Consider the following 15,208-nt stretch of genomic DNA (forward strand, 5'->3'; position numbering starts at 1 on the left):
GAAACCCTTGACACCCTGGGGAAACGGCCCGCAGGGTGGCTTGGTCAGCTAATGGAGCGGTCCAAGGAAGGGCTGTGGTGACTGCCATGGTGGATGCGCTGGGAGTGGCCGTCGTGGGGTTCGGCTGGATGGGCCGGGTGCACACCCAGGCGTACGCCCGCGTCCGGCACCACTACCCGCGGCTGGCCCTGCGGCCGGAGCTGGTCGCCGTCGCCGAGGAGGTGCCCGGCCGGGCCGACGAGGCCGCGGAGCAGTTCGGCTTCGCGTCCGCCACCCGGGACTGGCGCGAGGTGGCCGCCGACCCGCGGGTGCGGGCCGTGAGCATCACCGCGCCGAACTTCCTGCACCGCGAGATCGGTGTCGCGATGGCCGAGGCGGGCAAACACATCTGGATCGAGAAGCCGGTGGGCCTCACTCCCCCGGACGCCCGGGCGGTGGCGGAGGCGGTGGCCGAGGCGGGCGTGCAGGGCGCGGTCGGCTTCAACTACCGCAACGCGCCCGCCGTGGAGAGCGCCCGCGACCTGATCGCCGCCGGTGAGCTCGGCACGGTCACCCACGTCCGCGTCCGTCTCTTCAGCGACTACGCGGCCCACCCCGACGGCGCTCTGACCTGGCGCTACGAGCGGGAGCGGGGCGGCAGCGGAGTGCTGGGCGACCTGGCCTCGCACGGCGTCGACCTGGCCCGTTTCCTGCTCGGCGACATCACGTCCCTGACGGCCGACACAGCGGTCTTCGTCCCCGAGCGGGCCCGCCCGACGGGAGCGACGGCGGGCCACAGCCTCGCTGTCGGCGGCGAACTCGGCCCGGTCGAGAACGAGGACTACGTCAACTGCCTGCTGCGTTTCGCCTCCGGCGCCCGGGGCGTGCTGGAGGCCTGCCGGGTCTCGGTCGGCGAGCAGAACAACTACGGCTTCGAGGTGCACGGCACCAAGGGCGCCGTGTTCTGGGACTTCCGGCGGATGAACGAGCTCGGCGTCAGCCGCGGCGCCACCTACCAGGACCAGCCCGTCAGCACGGTGTACGTCGGCCCGGGCGACGGTGAGTTCGGCGCCTTCCAGCCGGGCGCGGCGAACGCCATGGGATACGACGACCTGAAGGTGGTGGAGGCCTACCGCTTCCTGCGCTCGGTCGCCGAGGGCACCCCCTACGGGGCGACACTCGCGGACGCGGTGCGCAGCGCGACCGTGCTGGAGGCGATGACACGCTCCGCGGAGAGCGGCTCCTGGGTGGACGTGCACCCGTAGGGGTGGCGGTAGGGCCACCCCTACGGTCCGGCTCTCAGGCCCAGGGACCGCGCGCCCCGGGAACGCCAGGATTCAGGGGGGGCGGCGTGCTCGACCCGCGTTCTTCTACGCGGCGAACGGCTGGGGCACGACCGCCCTGACGGGGGCCGTCCTCAGCTACTGGCTGCCGGCCCTGGGCGTCTGCACGTACCACAGCGCCGCGTGCCTCGCCCCGGCGGCAGGAACACCGGCCCTGCGGCACTGAGCGGCCCCCGCATCCCACGCCCCGGCGGATCCCGCACCCCGGCCGGCCACCGGTTTCAGCCGGCTGCCGGCCGGGGCGGCAGGTTGTACGGGGTGACCACCTGGATCGCCGACGGCAGCGTGGGACCGGCCGGCGGCAGCGCGCCGTGCGCCCGCATCACGGTGTGGCAGGCCTCGCGCACATCGTGGCGCAGGTCGTGGTGGAGGACGGCGGACAGCCGGTGTCCGCGCAGCAGCCGGGTGTTGTCGTGGTCGAGGTCGTGCGCGACGAACACGGCGCACTCACGGCCGAGGTCGGCGAAGGCACGCAGGGTGGCGTCGTTGCCTCCGCCGATGGAGTAGACGGCGCGGATGTCCGGGTCGCGTTCCAGCGCGGCCCGCACGAGCTCGTACTGCGTGGCGTCCAGCCCCTGCCCCTCGGCGATCTCGACCAGCGTGCGCTCCGGATGCCGGGCCCGCATCACGCTGCGGAAACCCATCTCGCGCTCCTCCTCGTTGCGGAAGAAGCCGCTGCTCAGGCTGGTTAGCACATTGCCGGGGCGGTCACCGAGCCACTGGCCCATGAGATAGGCGGCGGTGGCGCCGGCGGCCCGGTCGTCGATACCGACGTAGGCGAGGCGGGCGCTGGCCGGCAGATCCGTGACCAGGGTGACGACCGGGATCCCTGCGGCGACCAGCCGGCCGACGGCGGCGTTGATCTCGGGTACGTCCGGCGCCTTGAGAACGACCCCCTGGGAGCCGCGCCGGGCTATCCGGTCGAGGGTGGCGACCTGCTCCTGGACCGGTCCGGTCTCACGGAAATGGAAGCGCGAGCGCAGCACGGCCGGGTGCAGGGACGGCAGCTCGGCCTCCAGGGCGGCCCGCACGGCGGTGCTGAACCGTTCCGGCGCCTGCATGACGATGTCGACCATGAAGGTGCGCCCGACGAGCCTGACCTGGGTCCGCTGCCGGTCCAGGTCGGCGATGGCGCGCTGGACCTCCTGCACGGTGGACTCCCGCACCCCTCCCCTGCCGTTGAGCACCCGGTCGACGGTCGCCTCGCTCAGACCCGCCTGACGTGCGATCTCTCGGATGGGGAAGGGGTGGCCCACGAAATGCTCCCAGGGGATCTGCTTGAGGGGTTTTTGATGGCCGCCTGCCGGTTGTTCGACGGGTTTGTCATGACAAGAATGGCAGCGCTGAGCCGCCATTGTCATCGAAGGGACGACGATGTCCTTCATCTCCGTGCGGGGCCACGCCTGGCCGACCGGGCAGGACTGCGATCTCGACACCTTCCGCACGCTCGTCGAGCGCACCACCGACCGCCCCGAGTTCCCGCATGCCTCGGCGGTGCAGGGGAACGTCATCGCCCACGACAGTGAGCGCCTGCGCGCCCCCGTCACGGGCCGCGCGGTCCGCGCCGAACCGGTGCGGGCCCTGAGCGACGGTCCCGGAGTCGGTCTCGCGGGACGCCTTCCCCGATCCGGCGGTCGTCGACCGGGCCACCGCCGTGTTCGACGCGCTCGGCGCACGAGCTGAAAGGACCGCCCGTCCATGGGGCACGTCGTCGAAAGACCGGCCTGGTCGGGCGTGGTCACCGGTTCGGTGATCGACTGGGACCGGAACGAACCGGGCGGCCCGGACCGATCAAGCCCGTCCGGCCGTCGAGGACGAGCCCGAAGGGCGACCGGGGTCCGGGGGCGGAGCCCCGGCAACGCACAGCAACCACACACAAGGAGCAGCGAAGCACATGCGCATCGGAATCCTCGGCCTCGGCCGCATCGGCGCCTTCCACGCCGAGACCCTCTCCGGACTCGACGCCGTCGGGTCGCTCGTCGTGGCCGACCCGTTCGCTGAGGCCGCCAAAAGGGCCGCCGAGCGGTTCGGCGCCGAGGTCGCGGACTCCCCCGAGGCCGTGCTGGCCGCCGGGGTGGACGGTGTCGTGATCGCGGCGGCGACGGACGCCCACCCCGGTCTGATCCTGGCCGCCGTCCAGGCGGGCATCCCCGTCTTCTGCGAGAAGCCCGTCGCCAGGACCATGAGCGAGGGCGTCGAGGTCCTCAAGGCCGTCCAGGACAGTGCCGTCCCCATCCAGATCGGCTACAACCGCCGCTTCGACGCGGGCTTCGTCGCCGCGCGGGCGGCCGTGACGGCCGGCGAGCTGGGCAAGCTGCACACGGTCCGCTCGACCACGCTCGACCCGGCGCCGCCGCCGGCCGCGTACGTCGCCGCCTCCGGGGGCATCTTCCGGGACTGTTCCGTGCACGACTTCGACATCATCCGCTGGGTCACCGGCCGCGAGGTGACGGAGGTGTACGCGGTCGGCGGCAACCGGGGCGCCGACTACATCAAGGAGGCGGGCGACGCCGACACCACAGGCGCGATCCTCACCCTCGACGACGGCACGATCGCGGTGGTCTCCAACTCCCGTCACAACGCCCGGGGTTACGACGTCCGGATGGAGATCCACGGCTTCACGGACTCGATCGCGGTCGGCCTGGAGGACAAGCTGCCGCTGCGTTCGGTGGAGCCCGGGGTGACCTTCCCGGCCGGTACCCCGCACGACTTCTTCATGGACCGCTTCACCGCCGCCTACCGCGCCGAACTCACCGCGTTCACGGAGGTCGTGGCCGGTACCCGTACCTCGCCCTGCACGATCGAGGACGCCCTGGAGGCGGGCTGGATCGCGGAGGCGTGCACGCTGTCCCTGCACGAGCACCGGCCGGTGACGATCGCGGAGGTCCGCGCCTCCTGAGCCTGTGGGTCCGCGGGCCTGTGGGTCCGCGGGTCCGCGGGTCTGCGGGTTCGCGGGTCTGCGGGTCCGCGGGTCTGCGGGTCCGCGGGTCCGTGGGGCCCTGGGGCCGTGGGTCTGCGGGTCCGTGGGGCATCCGCGCCCTGTCCGCGGGTCCGTGGGGCATCCGCGCCCGAGGGCGGCCGGGGAGAGATGTTCCCCGGCCGCCCTCACCGGCTCACAGGCCGTAGCGGACCGCGAACTCGTCCGGGTCGTAGGCGTCCCGGTCCGGGTCCCTGGGGGTGGCAGGCCGCTCCTCGACCATGTCCTGCGGGCGCACTCGCTCGGGCAGCGCGCCGAACCGGGCCCGGCGCCGGACCTCCGCGGTGCCGGCCTGCTCTTCCTCCTGCATCTCACCCTCCCCGTCCCCGACTTCACACACCTGGTGTCTGTCTGAACGTCCTCACCTCGCCGCTGGTTCCGCCGGCAGGTTGAAGATGTGGTCCGGGGAGATGATCGTGGTGATCGCGTCGCCGAACAGGGTGCTGGGCTCCTCGTTCTTGTAGTTGATGTCGGTGTTGAGCACGACGACGAGGGTCGCTCGTGCCGACGGCAGGTAGATGGTCAGGGACTCGTAGCCGGGCAGCGAGCCGTTGTGGCCGATCCAGCCCTGCACGTCGAAGATGCCGAGACCGTATCCGGCGCCCGGAATGGGGGTCGGCGGTGTGATCAGGCGCTGCTTCTGGGTGGCGGGGCTGATCATCCGCTCGCCGTCGGGCAGCACACCCGTGGCGACGGTACGCGCCCAGACCCGCAGGTCCTCCAACTGGGAGATCATCGCGCCGGCCGCCCAGCCCCAGGACGGGTTCCAGTCGGCGCTGTCCTCGATCTTCCCGGTCGCGGTCTGGTTCGTGTAGCCCTGGGAGTGCGGGGTCGGGAACTCGTTGCCGGTCGGGAACAGGGTGTGTTCCAGGCCGGCCGGGTCCAGGATGTGGTCCTGGATGTAGTCGTTGAGATGCTGGCCGCTCATCTGCTCGACGACCAGGCCGAGCAGGATCAGGTTGGTGTTGCAGTAGTAGAACTTCTCACCCGGCGGGAACAGCACGGGATGCTTGAACGAGTAGTCGAGCAGCTGCTGCGGGGTGAACGGCCGCTGCGGGTCGGAGGTCAGCGCCTTGAAGAAGTCCTCGTCCGCCGAGTAGTTGAACAGCCCGCTGCGCATGCCGGCCAGCTGCCGCAGGGTGATCTTGTCGCCGTTCGGTACGCCGTCGATGTACTCGCCGATGGTGTCGTCGAGGCCGATCTTCCCCTCGTCGACCAGCTGGAGGACCGCGGTGACGGTGAACGTCTTGGTCTCGCTGCCGATACGCATGTAGAGGCCGGGGTCCATCTTCTTGCCGGTGCTCTTGTCGGCGACGCCGAAGGATTTCACGTACTCGCCTTTGCCCGGCGTCCAGATGCCGACGGACACGCCGGGGATGCTCGCCTGCTTCATCACCCGCTGCACGGCGTCGTCGACCTGCTTCTGTACGGCCGGGGTGAGTTCGACGACGCCGTCCCCGGAGGAGGACGGCGAGGGTGGTTCGGTGCCGGCGGCCACCGTGGGGGCCGAGGACGGCAGCGCCATCGCCGGACCGCCCGCGGCCGGCACCACCAGCGCCCCCACCGCGGCGGCGACGACGATCCCCCTGCTCAGTCGGATACACGGGTGTGTCATGGGCTCGCTCCCGTATGAGGAGGTTCCGCCGCAGGCCACAGCCGCACCAGGGGCACGGGCCGCATGCGGCCCATCACCCCCACCATACGAGCGCGGGCGCGCCGCCGCCTGTCGGCGACGGCGCGACGCGCCTGGCCACCCGGCCCCCGGGTCAGGCCCCGCAGGAGCGCGGGAACTTCCGGGTGCGCGCCGCGATGGGCAGCGGCCGGTCCGGCTCGCACGGGTACACGTCCTGCTCCACGATCGCGAACAGCTCGACGCCGAGCCGCTGGGCCGCGATCAGAACCGGCTCCAACTCCGGTACACCGGACGGTGGTTCGCCCATCACCCCGCGCTGTCGGGAACCGGGGACCGAGCCGGCCCGGATGCGGTCGAGGGCGTTCGCCGTGTCAGGGCGTCCTCTCCCCAGGAGTCGCCATGGGGGCGGTGAGGTCCTTCTCCTCCGGGAGCTCCTCGACGTCGACGCCACGGACCTGGGCCAACTCGTGCTTGAGAGCCGCGAGTTCGGTGCCGCCGGCCATGTGGTTGGTGAGTTCTTCGAGGCCGACCTGGTCGCGGGAGGCGGAGAGTTCCATGGTGCCCAGACGCAGGACGCTGAAGTGGTCGCCGACCATGTAGGCGTGGTGGGGGTTGTGGGTGATGAAGATGACGCCGAGGCCGCGGTCGCGGGCGGCGGCGATGTACTTCAGCACCACACCGGACTGCTTGACGCCGAGGGCGGCGGTCGGTTCGTCGAGGATGAGGACGCGGGCGCCGAAGTGGACGGCGCGGGCGATGGCGACGCACTGGCGCTGACCGCCCGAGAGCGTCCCGATGGGCTGCTCCAGATCGTCCAGGACGATGCCCATGTTGCGCAGTTCCTCGTCGGCGGTCTTCTTCATCTTCTCGATGTCGAGACGGCGCACCGGCCAGGGGCCCTTGGTGAGTTCGGAGCCGAGGAAGAAGTTCCGCCACACCGGCATCAGCGGGACCGTCGCCAGGTCCTGGTAGACGGTGGCGATGCCCTTGTCGAGAGCCTCGCGCGGGGTGGCGAAGCGCACGGGGTGGCCGTCGACGAGGAACTCGCCCTCGGTGTGCTGGTGCAGCCCCGAGACGATCTTGATGAGGGTGGACTTGCCGGCGCCGTTGTCACCGAGGACACAGGTCACCTGGCCGGGACGGACGGCGAGATCGACCCCGTGCAGGGCACGGATGTTGCCGTAGGACTTGCCCGCGTTGCGCAGTTCGACGAGTGGACTGTCACCGCCCTCGGGAGCGGTGTCCGCGAGGATGGCGCCGTGCGTGCCGGTTCCGTTGGTGGTCATTCGGGTCACCTCCGGGTGGCCGTGCGCTGGACCCACAGATTGATGAGGACGGCGCCGAGGAGCATGACGCCGAGGAAGGCCTTGAACCAGTCGGGGTTCCAGCCGGCGTAGACGATGCCCTGCTGCACCATGCCGAACATGAACGCGCCGAAGACCGGGCCGATCGCCGAGCCGGCGCCGCCGGTCAGCAGACAGCCGCCGATGACGGCCGCGGAGATGTAGATCAGCTCCTGGCCGACGCCCTCGCCGGACTGCACGGTGTTGAAGGTGAACAGCTGGTGCATCCCGACGAACCAGGCGCCGAAGCCGACCAGCATGAACAGCGAGATCTTGGTGAACGTCACGGGCACGCCGACCGCCCGGGCGCTCTCCTTGTTGCCGCCCACCGCGAAGACCCAGTTGCCGTAGCGGGTCCGCAGCAGGATCCAGGTGGCGATGGCCGCGAAGACCAGCCAGTACACGATGGTGATCTTGACCTGGACACCGCCGACGTCGAAGGACGAGGCGAAGACCTTCTTGGCCTGGCCGAAGCCGTCCATGTCGCTGATGTCGTCGGTGGCCACGTTGGTGGTGACCAGCTTGGTCACCGCCAGGTTCACACCCTGGAGGATGAGAAAGGTGCCCAGGGTGATCAGGAAGCTCGGCAGCCCGGTCTTCACGACCATCCAGCCGTTGAGGAAGCCGATCCCGAGGGACACCAGAAGGGCGACGACGACACCGACCCACACGTTCATGGTGAGTTGGTAGCTGAGCATGGACGCGGTGAGCGCCGAGGTGATGACGGCGACACCTGCGGAGAGGTCGAACTCGCCGCCGATCATCAGCAGCGCGACCGGCAGCGCCATGATCCCGATCGTCGACGACTGGTACAGGATGTTGGCCATCGAACTGCCGTCACGCACCGGCGGCGCCGTGATCAGGAAGAACACGTACACCGCGACCGCGCCGAGGAACACACCCACCTCGGGGCGGGCCAACAGCCGCAGGGCCAGGGGGCGCTGTTCGGTCCGGCCGTCGCTCTCCTTGCGGCCGGGGGCCGGCGGTGTGGTCACCGCCGGCTCGGCATGATGGGTCATGCTCATCACCGGGTGCCCTTCGCGGCGAACGAGGCGACCGCGTCGACGTTGGTCTTGTCCACGAAGGCCGGACCGGTCAGCACCGGCTGCTCGCCGCCGCCCATGTAGTTGCCGTTGTTCTTGTAGAGCCACAGCGAGTCGACCGCCAGGTAGCCCTGGAGGTAGGGCTGCTGGTCGACGGCGAACGCGATCGTGCCCTTGTCGATGGCGCTCGTCAGGTCCTTGTTCAGGTCGAAGGTCGCGATCTTGGCCTTGCTGCCCGCGTCGGACTTCGACTGCACCGCCGTCAGCGCGAACGGGGCGCCGAGGGTGACGACGTAGTCGATGGCCTTGTCCTGGCTCAGCTTGGCGGTGATCGTCGACTTCACGGACGGCATGTCGGTGCCGTTGACGTACAGGGTCTCCGTCGTGCCCGAGAACGTCTTCTTGACACCGGCACAGCGCTGGGTGAGGCCGATGTTGCCCTGCTCCTGGATGACACAGACGGCCTTCTTGGCGCCCTCGGAGTTGAGCCTGTTGCCGAGCGCCTCGCCGGCCACCGTCTCGTCCTGGCCGAAGAACTCCATCAGGCCGAGGTTCTTCCACTCGCTGACACCGGAGTTGAGGCCGACCACGGGTATCTTCGCGGTCTTCGCCTTGGCTATGACGTCCTTCAGCGCGTCCGGCTTGGCGAGGGTGACCGCGATGCCGTCGACCTTCTGGTCGATCGCGTTCTGGATCAGGGTGGCCTGGTTCCCGGCGTTCGGGTCGGCCGAGTAGACCAGCTTGACGTTGTCCTTCGCGGCGGCCGCCTCGGCGCCCTTGCGGACGATGTCCCAGAAGGTGTCGCCGGGCGACTGGTGGGTCACCAGGGCGACCGTCATCTGCGGAGTGCTCGCCTTGCCCGCGGAAGCGCCGTCCGCGCTCTCCTCGGACTTCTTGCCGCCGGAACCGCTGGAGCAGCCTGCAAGGGTCAGGGCCACCGCCGCGGCCATGGCCACGACCGGGGCGATTCTGCTCGAGCGGAAGGGAGAAGAGCTGTCCATCTTTCCTGCACCTCACTGTGCGACGGAGAAAACGACGGGAAAAGGGGAGGCGATCGCGAGGATCCGGGGCCCGTTTCTACTCAGATTGGGGCCATGGGGCCGGGTCCGCGACTGTTCAGGTGTCTCGGACCCGGCGTGCGCTGCTTGATGCCGGATCCAATCCCTTGACGGGCTCACTGTCAATGCTTTGTTAAGACATCATTTCACAAGCAGGTCCGAATGTAAGTACAAACTCTTGACAGTGCGGGTCCCGGGGACCTACACCTGGGAGACGCCAGGCCCCCGATCACCATGAGGAGCGTCGCACATGGCCGAGTCGGCCCAGCCACCGGGCGTGATCACGAGGGGTCGTACCGGGATCGATCTCCACCCCTGGTGACCAGGCGCACCCCTCATGCGGACGGAGACGTTCGAAAGGACCGTATCGCCCTCGCCCGGCGGGAGTTGACCGTGATGCACGAGGCCGAGAGCGGGACCTGCACCGGACCCGCGGGACACCTCGCATCCGGCTGATCCGGTCCGTAACCCTCCCCCGCTTCTCCAGCCGCTCTCGCCCCCCGACCCCACCGACCCGAGGAGGTGCCCCGATGGCGAGGACCGGCGACCGATCCCGTGCCGTGCCCGGCTCCGCGCTCGACCTGCTGCATTTCGCCCTGGACCGCACCAGCCCCGTGCCGCTCTACTACCAGCTCGCCCAGCAGTTGGAGGGGGCGATCGAACAGGGAGCGCTCGCCCCGGGCAACCTCCTCGGCAACGAGATCGACCTGTCGACCCGCCTGGGCCTGTCCCGTCCGACGGTCCGCCAGGCCATCCAGTCCCTGGTCGACAAGGGGCTCCTGGTGCGACGGCGAGGAGTCGGCACCCAGGTCGTGCACAGCCAGGTGAAACGGCCGCTGGAACTGAGCAGCCTCTACGACGACCTGGAGGCGGCCGGTCAGGGACCCACCACCCATGTCGTACGCAACGAACAGGTGCCGGCGACCGCCGGCGTGGCCGCCGCGCTCGGTGTCCCGCAGGGCAGCGAGGTCACCCTCCTGGAGCGGCTGCGCGCCACGCACGGACAGCCGGTGGCGTTCCTGTGCAACTACCTGCCCCCGGCCCTCCTGGACCTCGACACGGAACGCCTGGAGTCGACCGGCCTGTACCGGCTGCTGCGCTCGGCGGGCATCACCCTGCACAGTGCCCGCCAGACCATCGGCGCCCGCTCCGCCACCGCCGAGGAGGCCGCCCTCCTCGCCGAGAAGGAGGGGGCGGCCCTGCTGACCATGCAGCGCACGGCTTACGACGACACCGGCCGGCCGGTCGAGTACGGGACGCACATCTACCGCGCGTCCCGGTACGCGTTCGACTTCCAGCTGCTGGTCAGGTCCTGAAGCCTCCAGAGACCCCACTGACCCCCAGGGGCCTGCCCAGGGCCTACCTGGGGGCCATCCGCAGCGCGCCGTCCATGCGGATGGTCTCGCCGTTGAGGTAGTCGTGGTCGACGATCGCCAGGGCCAGCCGGGCGTACTCCTCGGGCCGGGCCAGGCGGCGCGGGAAGGGCACGCCCTCGGCGAGGGAGGCGCGGAACTCGTCCGACACCGTCGCCAGCATCGGCGTCTCCACGATGCCCGGGGCGATGGTGCACACCCGGATCCCGTACTGCGCGAGGTCGCGGGCGGCGGGCAGGGTCAGGCCGACGACCCCGCCCTTCGACGACGCGTAGGCGGCCTGGCCGATCTGCCCGTCGTACGCGGCGATGGAGGCGGTGTTGACGATGACGCCCCGCTGGCCGTTCTCGTCGGCCTCGGTCGCGGCGATGGCCTCCGAGGCGAGTGCGAGCACGTTGAAGGTGCCGATCAGGTTGATCTGGATCACCTTGGCGTACAGACCGAGGTCGTGGACGCCCCTCTTGCCGAGGATCCGCGCGGACGGGCCGATACCGGCGCAGTTGACGACCGTGCGCAGCGGGACACCGGAGCCCGCCGCGGTGGCGACGGCGGCGCCGACCTGCTCGGGGTCGGTGACGTCGGCGGGCACATAGGTCACGCCCGGCACCTCGGGCGCCTGGTCGATGCCGTCCTTGAGGTCGAGGGCGAAGACGTGGGCGCCGCCCTCGGCGAGGGCCTTCGCGGTGGCCGCGCCGAGGCCGGACGCACCGCCGGTGACAAGGGCGGCGGTGTTCTCGAGCTGCATCATCACTCCTTGCCGAGGACGGTGAGCACACCGCCCTCGTCACGGTCCAGCGCACGAGAGATGATCATGCGCTGGATCTGGTTGGTTCCTTCGAAGATCTGCATGACCTTGGCTTCGCGCATATAGCGCTCCACGGGGAAGTCACGGGTGTATCCGTACCCCCCGAGCACCTGCACGGCGTCCGTGGTCACCTTCATGGCGTTGTCCGTGGCCACGAGTTTGGCGATCGACGCCTCCCGTGTGAAGGGCAGGCCGAGATCCTTCAACCGGGCGGCGGACAGCGCGGTGGCCCGCGCCGACTCGATCGCGGCGCCCATGTCGGCGAGCACGAACGCCAGCCCCTGGTGCTCGATGATCGGCTTGCCGAAGGTCTCCCGCTCCCGCGCGTAGCGCACCGCGTGGTCGAGGGCGCCCTGGGCGAGGCCGGTGGCGACGGCCGAGATGCCCAGCCGGCCGCAGTCGAGGGAAGCGAGCGCGATCTTCAGCCCCTGCCCCTCCTGCCCGATCCGGCGCTCGACGGGCACCCGGACGTCCTCCAGCCGCATGGTCGCGGTCGCCGAGCCCGTCAGGCCCATCTTCCGCTCCGGCGGATCGGCGCTGAGCCCCGGGGTGCCGGCCGGGACCAGGAAGCAGGAGATGCCGTGCGCGCGGTCGTCGGAGGTGCGGGCCATGACCGTGTAGAAGTCGGCGTAACCGCCGTGCGTGGTCCAGGCCTTGGTGCCGTTGAGCACGTAGCAGTCGCCGTCGCGGACCGCGCGGGTGAGCATGGCCGCCGGGTCGGAGCCGGCGTGCGGTTCGGACAGGCAGTACGCGCCGAGCAGTTCGCCGCCCAGCATGTCCGGCAGCCACCTGCGCCGCTGCTCCTCGGTGCCGAAGCGGGCCAGCGGGAAACAGGACAGGGCGTGCACGGAGATGCCCACGGCGACGCTCGACCAGACCGCGGCGACCTCCTCCAGCACCTGGAGGTAGACCTCGTACGGCTGGTCCGCCCCGCCGTCCTCCTCCGCGAAGGGCAGCCCGAGCAGACCGCTGCGCCCGAGGGTGCGGAAGACGTCCCGGGGGAACGCCCCGTCCGCCTCGGCGTCGGCGACCCGGGGCGCGAGTTCCTTGGCGGCGAGGGTGCGCGTGAGCTGGATGAGCTCGACGGCTTCCTCGGTCGGCAGGGCACGAGTGGCAGGCATGGTGACCTCCACGTAGGAGTACCGGAAAGTACTGGAAGTGATACTGAAGTGCGTACGAACGTATCATTCACAGTACGGCACCGGGGCGGTACGGGGCATCCGACCGCGACGGGAGAGTGTCCGCTTCAGGAGGAGACGGCGTGCACGATGAGCGACGCGAGCTGTTCGTACGCCTCCGCGTCGGTCAGCCCGGTGCGGGTCTTGAGCTCGCCCTGCTGGATCTGGCGCATGGTCGCGGCGGCGACCTCTCCGACGAACGCGGTGTGCACCTCGCGGAAGGCGCCGTCCGAGACGCCCTCGGCGATCAGCCGGCGCACCCGCTCGGCGGCCATCCGCGTGTTGGCCTCGTACACCTCGCGGGCGGGCGGGAAGTCCGCCACGTCGTCGAGGAACCGGCGCGAGAGCGGGCGCAGCTGTTCGGCCACGGCGGTCAGGTACGCGCGGACCCGGTCCGAGGGGTCGACGGTCTGCGCCACCCGCTTCTCGACCGCCTCGGTGGCCCCGCGGAAGTAGTGCTTGACCGCCTCCACGACCAGCCCCTGCTTGCTGCGGGCCAGCTGGTACAGAGTCGTCTTGGAACAGCGCAGCCGCTCGGCGAGGTCGTCCAGGGTGAGGTCCGAGAACCCCTCCGCCGTCAGTAGCGCGACGAGGCGTTCCAGCAGGTCGGCCTGCCTGGCGGTACGGCGGGTGGACGGCATGATCCCAGCGTAGCCTCCCGGTTGCTCCCGGGGTGCCCCGCTGACTGCGCCCGGACGGGCCCGGTCGTCAGCGCGCGGCGTCCAGCCGGGCGCGCAGCTCCGCGGTCAGCTCCAGGTAGACGGCGGCCGGGTTCTCCCCCAGTTGCGCCACCGACGACGCCCCGGCCGGCGGGACGATCGGCAGTTCCCCGCCCGACTGCCAGGCCAGCACGACCTGGTTGACGCTCGCGCCGCCCTCGCGGGCGACCTCGCGCGGCACGGCCAGCCGGGCCGGGGTGCCCGGGTGGTCGCAGTCCGGCGGCAGGGGCTTGTCCTGCCGTACGTGGGCGCCGGCGAGCAGCGGCGAGCAGGCGACCAGGGTGAGGCCGGGCTCGGCCCGCACATAGCCGAGGAGTTCGGCGCCCCGCGTGACCGAGGCTGCCGTCCGGGAAGAGGTCGCTGGGGACGTCGAAGCGCGGGCGCAGATGACTGTGCTGGTACTGGAGCACCTCGTAGCCGGGCAGTCCCGCCGCGGCGGCGAGGGCGCGGGCCCGCTCCACCCGCCCCATGGCATGGGCTTGAAGTGCGCTTCAGGGCAAGGGCTTTTACCGGGCATGGATGCGGATCGCGCCCCGTGTGGTGCGTCGTCAGTCCGCCCTCACCGGATGCGTCAGGTTCGCTCCGGTCGCCGGGTCGAACACGTGAGCCTTGGCCATGTCGACCTGCAGCTCTACGGGTTCGCCCTCGCGGGCACGCGTGGCGGCGTTCAGGCGGGCCACGATGTGATGGGTGTCGGCGCCGGTGTCGCGCAGGCCCGAGTCCTTGGCGAGCTCCTCCAGTTCGGTGGTCGTCGCGGGCCCGCCCTCCGCGGTGAAGTAGACAAAGGCATCGGAGCCCAGTGACTCCAGTACCTCCACGGTGGCGGTGAAGACCGGGCCCGTCCGGTCCCGGTCGCGTGACAGGGCCACGTCCTCGAATGCCTCAGGTCGTAGCCCGACGATGACCTCGCGGGGCGCGTTCTGCCTTTCCAGCGCCTGTCTCGTACGGTCGTCGAGAGTCAGCTCGCCCAGGGGCGAGCGCAGGGCGCTGCCCTCCAGGCTGGCGTTCAGGAAGTTCATCGCCGGGGAGCCGATGAAGCCCGCGACGAAGATGTTGCGCGGCAGGTCGTACAGTTCGGCAGGGGTGCCGATCTGCTGGACCAGGCCCTGTCTCATGACCACGACGCGGTCGCCGAGCGTCATCGCCTCGGTCTGGTCGTGGGTGACGTACACGGTGGTCGTGCCGAGGCTCCGCTGCAGCCGGGAGATCTGAGTGCGCATCTGTACCCGGAGTTTGGCGTCCAGGTTGGACAGCGGCTCGTCCATCAGGAACGCCTTGGGATCACGGACGATCGCCCGCCCCATGGCCACCCGCTGACGCTGACCGCCCGAGAGGTTGGCGGGCTTGCGGTCCAGGTGATCGGTGAGGTCGAGGATCCGGGCGGCTTCCGTCACCTTGGCGTTGATGGTGTCCTTGTCCACCTTGGCCAGACGCAGCGGGAAGCCCATGTTCTCCCGGACGTTCATGTGCGGGTACAGGGCATAGCTCTGGAACACCATGGCGACGTCGCGTTCCTTGGGAGCCAGGTCGTTGACGACTCGGCCTCCGATGCGCAGGGTGCCCTCGGTGATGTCCTCGAGTCCGGCGATCATGTTCAGGGTGGTGGACTTGCCGCATCCCGACGGACCGACCAGGATCACGAACTCGCCGTCGGCGATCTCGAGGTCCACGTCCTTCACGGCGAGGGACCCGTCGGGAAAGCGCTTGGTGACTCCCTCGAGGATGATCTCGGCCATGGATGGTGCCTCCTTGCCTTC

At 70.3% G+C, this 15,208-nt stretch carries 14 protein-coding genes and 2 pseudogenes; 4 read left to right on the plus strand and 12 right to left on the minus strand.

Going from position 1 to position 15,208, the window contains the following annotated elements; genetic code table 11:
* The first annotated feature begins 86 nt into the window (after window positions 1-86).
* Entirely contained in the window at window positions 87-1,244 is a 1,158-nt protein-coding gene (locus ACFWBD_RS02160; protein ID WP_385661534.1) for a Gfo/Idh/MocA family protein, read from the plus strand.
* 299 nt (window positions 1,245-1,543) lie between these two features.
* On the opposite strand, the gene ACFWBD_RS02165 is transcribed toward ACFWBD_RS02160, so the two are convergent.
* Window positions 1,544-2,578, minus strand: coding sequence for a LacI family DNA-binding transcriptional regulator (locus ACFWBD_RS02165; RefSeq protein WP_385661320.1), 1,035 nt, complete (start codon window positions 2,576-2,578; stop codon window positions 1,544-1,546).
* A gap of 118 nt (window positions 2,579-2,696) precedes the next feature.
* On the opposite strand from ACFWBD_RS02165, the gene ACFWBD_RS02170 reads away from it, so the two are divergent.
* Together ACFWBD_RS02170 and ACFWBD_RS02175 are read left to right on the plus strand one after the other, a co-directional pair.
* Window positions 2,697-3,005, plus strand: a complete 309-nt coding sequence (locus ACFWBD_RS02170) for a hypothetical protein (RefSeq protein ID WP_385661323.1) — start codon at window positions 2,697-2,699, stop codon at window positions 3,003-3,005.
* A 211-nt stretch (window positions 3,006-3,216) separates the two neighbouring features.
* Complete coding sequence (locus tag ACFWBD_RS02175) at window positions 3,217-4,221, plus strand: Gfo/Idh/MocA family oxidoreductase (protein WP_385661326.1); 1,005 nt, start codon at window positions 3,217-3,219, stop codon at window positions 4,219-4,221.
* A 214-nt stretch (window positions 4,222-4,435) separates the two neighbouring features.
* On the opposite strand, the gene ACFWBD_RS02180 is transcribed toward ACFWBD_RS02175, so the two are convergent.
* From ACFWBD_RS02180 to ACFWBD_RS02205, 6 genes and pseudogenes are all read right to left on the minus strand, one after another.
* Window positions 4,436-4,609, minus strand: a complete 174-nt coding sequence (locus ACFWBD_RS02180; RefSeq protein WP_199875966.1) for a hypothetical protein — start codon at window positions 4,607-4,609, stop codon at window positions 4,436-4,438.
* Between the two features lie 51 nt (window positions 4,610-4,660).
* Window positions 4,661-5,914, minus strand: coding sequence for a serine hydrolase domain-containing protein (locus ACFWBD_RS02185; protein WP_385661329.1), 1,254 nt, complete (start codon window positions 5,912-5,914; stop codon window positions 4,661-4,663).
* 151 nt (window positions 5,915-6,065) lie between these two features.
* Window positions 6,066-6,251, minus strand: a pseudogene (locus ACFWBD_RS02190) (2-keto-myo-inositol dehydratase); the annotation flags it as partial.
* 52 nt (window positions 6,252-6,303) lie between these two features.
* Window positions 6,304-7,218, minus strand: coding sequence for an ATP-binding cassette domain-containing protein (locus ACFWBD_RS02195; RefSeq protein WP_385661331.1), 915 nt, complete (start codon window positions 7,216-7,218; stop codon window positions 6,304-6,306).
* A 5-nt stretch (window positions 7,219-7,223) separates the two neighbouring features.
* A complete protein-coding gene (locus tag ACFWBD_RS02200) occupies window positions 7,224-8,300 on the minus strand; it encodes an ABC transporter permease (protein WP_385661333.1) in 1,077 nt (358 codons plus the stop codon).
* Window positions 8,300-9,319, minus strand: a complete 1,020-nt coding sequence (locus tag ACFWBD_RS02205; RefSeq protein WP_385661335.1) for a sugar ABC transporter substrate-binding protein — start codon at window positions 9,317-9,319, stop codon at window positions 8,300-8,302. The genes ACFWBD_RS02200 and ACFWBD_RS02205 overlap by 1 nt, the downstream gene beginning before the upstream one ends.
* 587 nt (window positions 9,320-9,906) lie before the next feature.
* Here ACFWBD_RS02205 and ACFWBD_RS02210 point away from each other — a divergent pair.
* Window positions 9,907-10,692, plus strand: a complete 786-nt coding sequence (locus ACFWBD_RS02210) for a GntR family transcriptional regulator (RefSeq protein ID WP_385661338.1) — start codon at window positions 9,907-9,909, stop codon at window positions 10,690-10,692.
* Window positions 10,693-10,735: 43 nt separating this feature from the next.
* Here the strand turns inward: ACFWBD_RS02210 and ACFWBD_RS02215 are convergent, their stop codons facing one another.
* The 5 genes and pseudogenes from ACFWBD_RS02215 to ACFWBD_RS02235 form a co-directional block, all read right to left on the minus strand.
* Entirely contained in the window at window positions 10,736-11,494 is a 759-nt protein-coding gene (locus ACFWBD_RS02215) for an SDR family NAD(P)-dependent oxidoreductase (RefSeq protein WP_385661341.1), read from the minus strand.
* Between the two features lie 2 nt (window positions 11,495-11,496).
* On the minus strand, window positions 11,497-12,675 hold the full coding sequence (locus tag ACFWBD_RS02220) for an acyl-CoA dehydrogenase family protein (RefSeq protein ID WP_385661344.1): 1,179 nt from the start codon (window positions 12,673-12,675) through the stop codon (window positions 11,497-11,499).
* Between the two features lie 125 nt (window positions 12,676-12,800).
* Window positions 12,801-13,373, minus strand: a complete 573-nt coding sequence (locus tag ACFWBD_RS02225) for a TetR/AcrR family transcriptional regulator (protein WP_171400758.1) — start codon at window positions 13,371-13,373, stop codon at window positions 12,801-12,803.
* Between the two features lie 67 nt (window positions 13,374-13,440).
* A pseudogene (locus ACFWBD_RS02230) lies at window positions 13,441-13,924 on the minus strand (aldo/keto reductase); the annotation flags it as partial.
* Window positions 13,925-13,999: 75 nt separating this feature from the next.
* Window positions 14,000-15,187: an ABC transporter ATP-binding protein gene (locus ACFWBD_RS02235; protein ID WP_385661348.1), complete on the minus strand. Its 1,188-nt coding sequence runs from the start codon at window positions 15,185-15,187 to the stop codon at window positions 14,000-14,002.
* Window positions 15,188-15,208: the final 21 nt, after the last annotated feature.

Origin of the sequence: Streptomyces sp. NPDC060002 (assembly GCF_042737245.1) — a bacterium.
GTDB lineage: Bacteria > Actinomycetota > Actinomycetes > Streptomycetales > Streptomycetaceae > Streptomyces.

Coding starts and splice junctions, on each gene's coding strand:
- ACFWBD_RS02160 (WP_385661534.1), top strand. CDS start 87: ATGGTGGATGCGCTGGGAGTGGCCGTCGTGGGGTTCGGCTGGATGGGC.
- ACFWBD_RS02170 (WP_385661323.1), top strand. CDS start 2,697: ATGTCCTTCATCTCCGTGCGGGGCCACGCCTGGCCGACCGGGCAGGAC.
- ACFWBD_RS02175 (WP_385661326.1), top strand. CDS start 3,217: ATGCGCATCGGAATCCTCGGCCTCGGCCGCATCGGCGCCTTCCACGCC.
- ACFWBD_RS02180 (WP_199875966.1), bottom strand. CDS start 4,609: ATGCAGGAGGAAGAGCAGGCCGGCACCGCGGAGGTCCGGCGCCGGGCC.
- ACFWBD_RS02185 (WP_385661329.1), bottom strand. CDS start 5,914: ATGACACACCCGTGTATCCGACTGAGCAGGGGGATCGTCGTCGCCGCC.
- ACFWBD_RS02195 (WP_385661331.1), bottom strand. CDS start 7,218: ATGACCACCAACGGAACCGGCACGCACGGCGCCATCCTCGCGGACACC.
- ACFWBD_RS02200 (WP_385661333.1), bottom strand. CDS start 8,300: ATGAGCATGACCCATCATGCCGAGCCGGCGGTGACCACACCGCCGGCC.
- ACFWBD_RS02205 (WP_385661335.1), bottom strand. CDS start 9,319: ATGGACAGCTCTTCTCCCTTCCGCTCGAGCAGAATCGCCCCGGTCGTG.
- ACFWBD_RS02210 (WP_385661338.1), top strand. CDS start 9,907: ATGGCGAGGACCGGCGACCGATCCCGTGCCGTGCCCGGCTCCGCGCTC.
- ACFWBD_RS02215 (WP_385661341.1), bottom strand. CDS start 11,494: ATGCAGCTCGAGAACACCGCCGCCCTTGTCACCGGCGGTGCGTCCGGC.
- ACFWBD_RS02220 (WP_385661344.1), bottom strand. CDS start 12,675: ATGCCTGCCACTCGTGCCCTGCCGACCGAGGAAGCCGTCGAGCTCATC.
- ACFWBD_RS02225 (WP_171400758.1), bottom strand. CDS start 13,373: ATGCCGTCCACCCGCCGTACCGCCAGGCAGGCCGACCTGCTGGAACGC.
- ACFWBD_RS02235 (WP_385661348.1), bottom strand. CDS start 15,187: ATGGCCGAGATCATCCTCGAGGGAGTCACCAAGCGCTTTCCCGACGGG.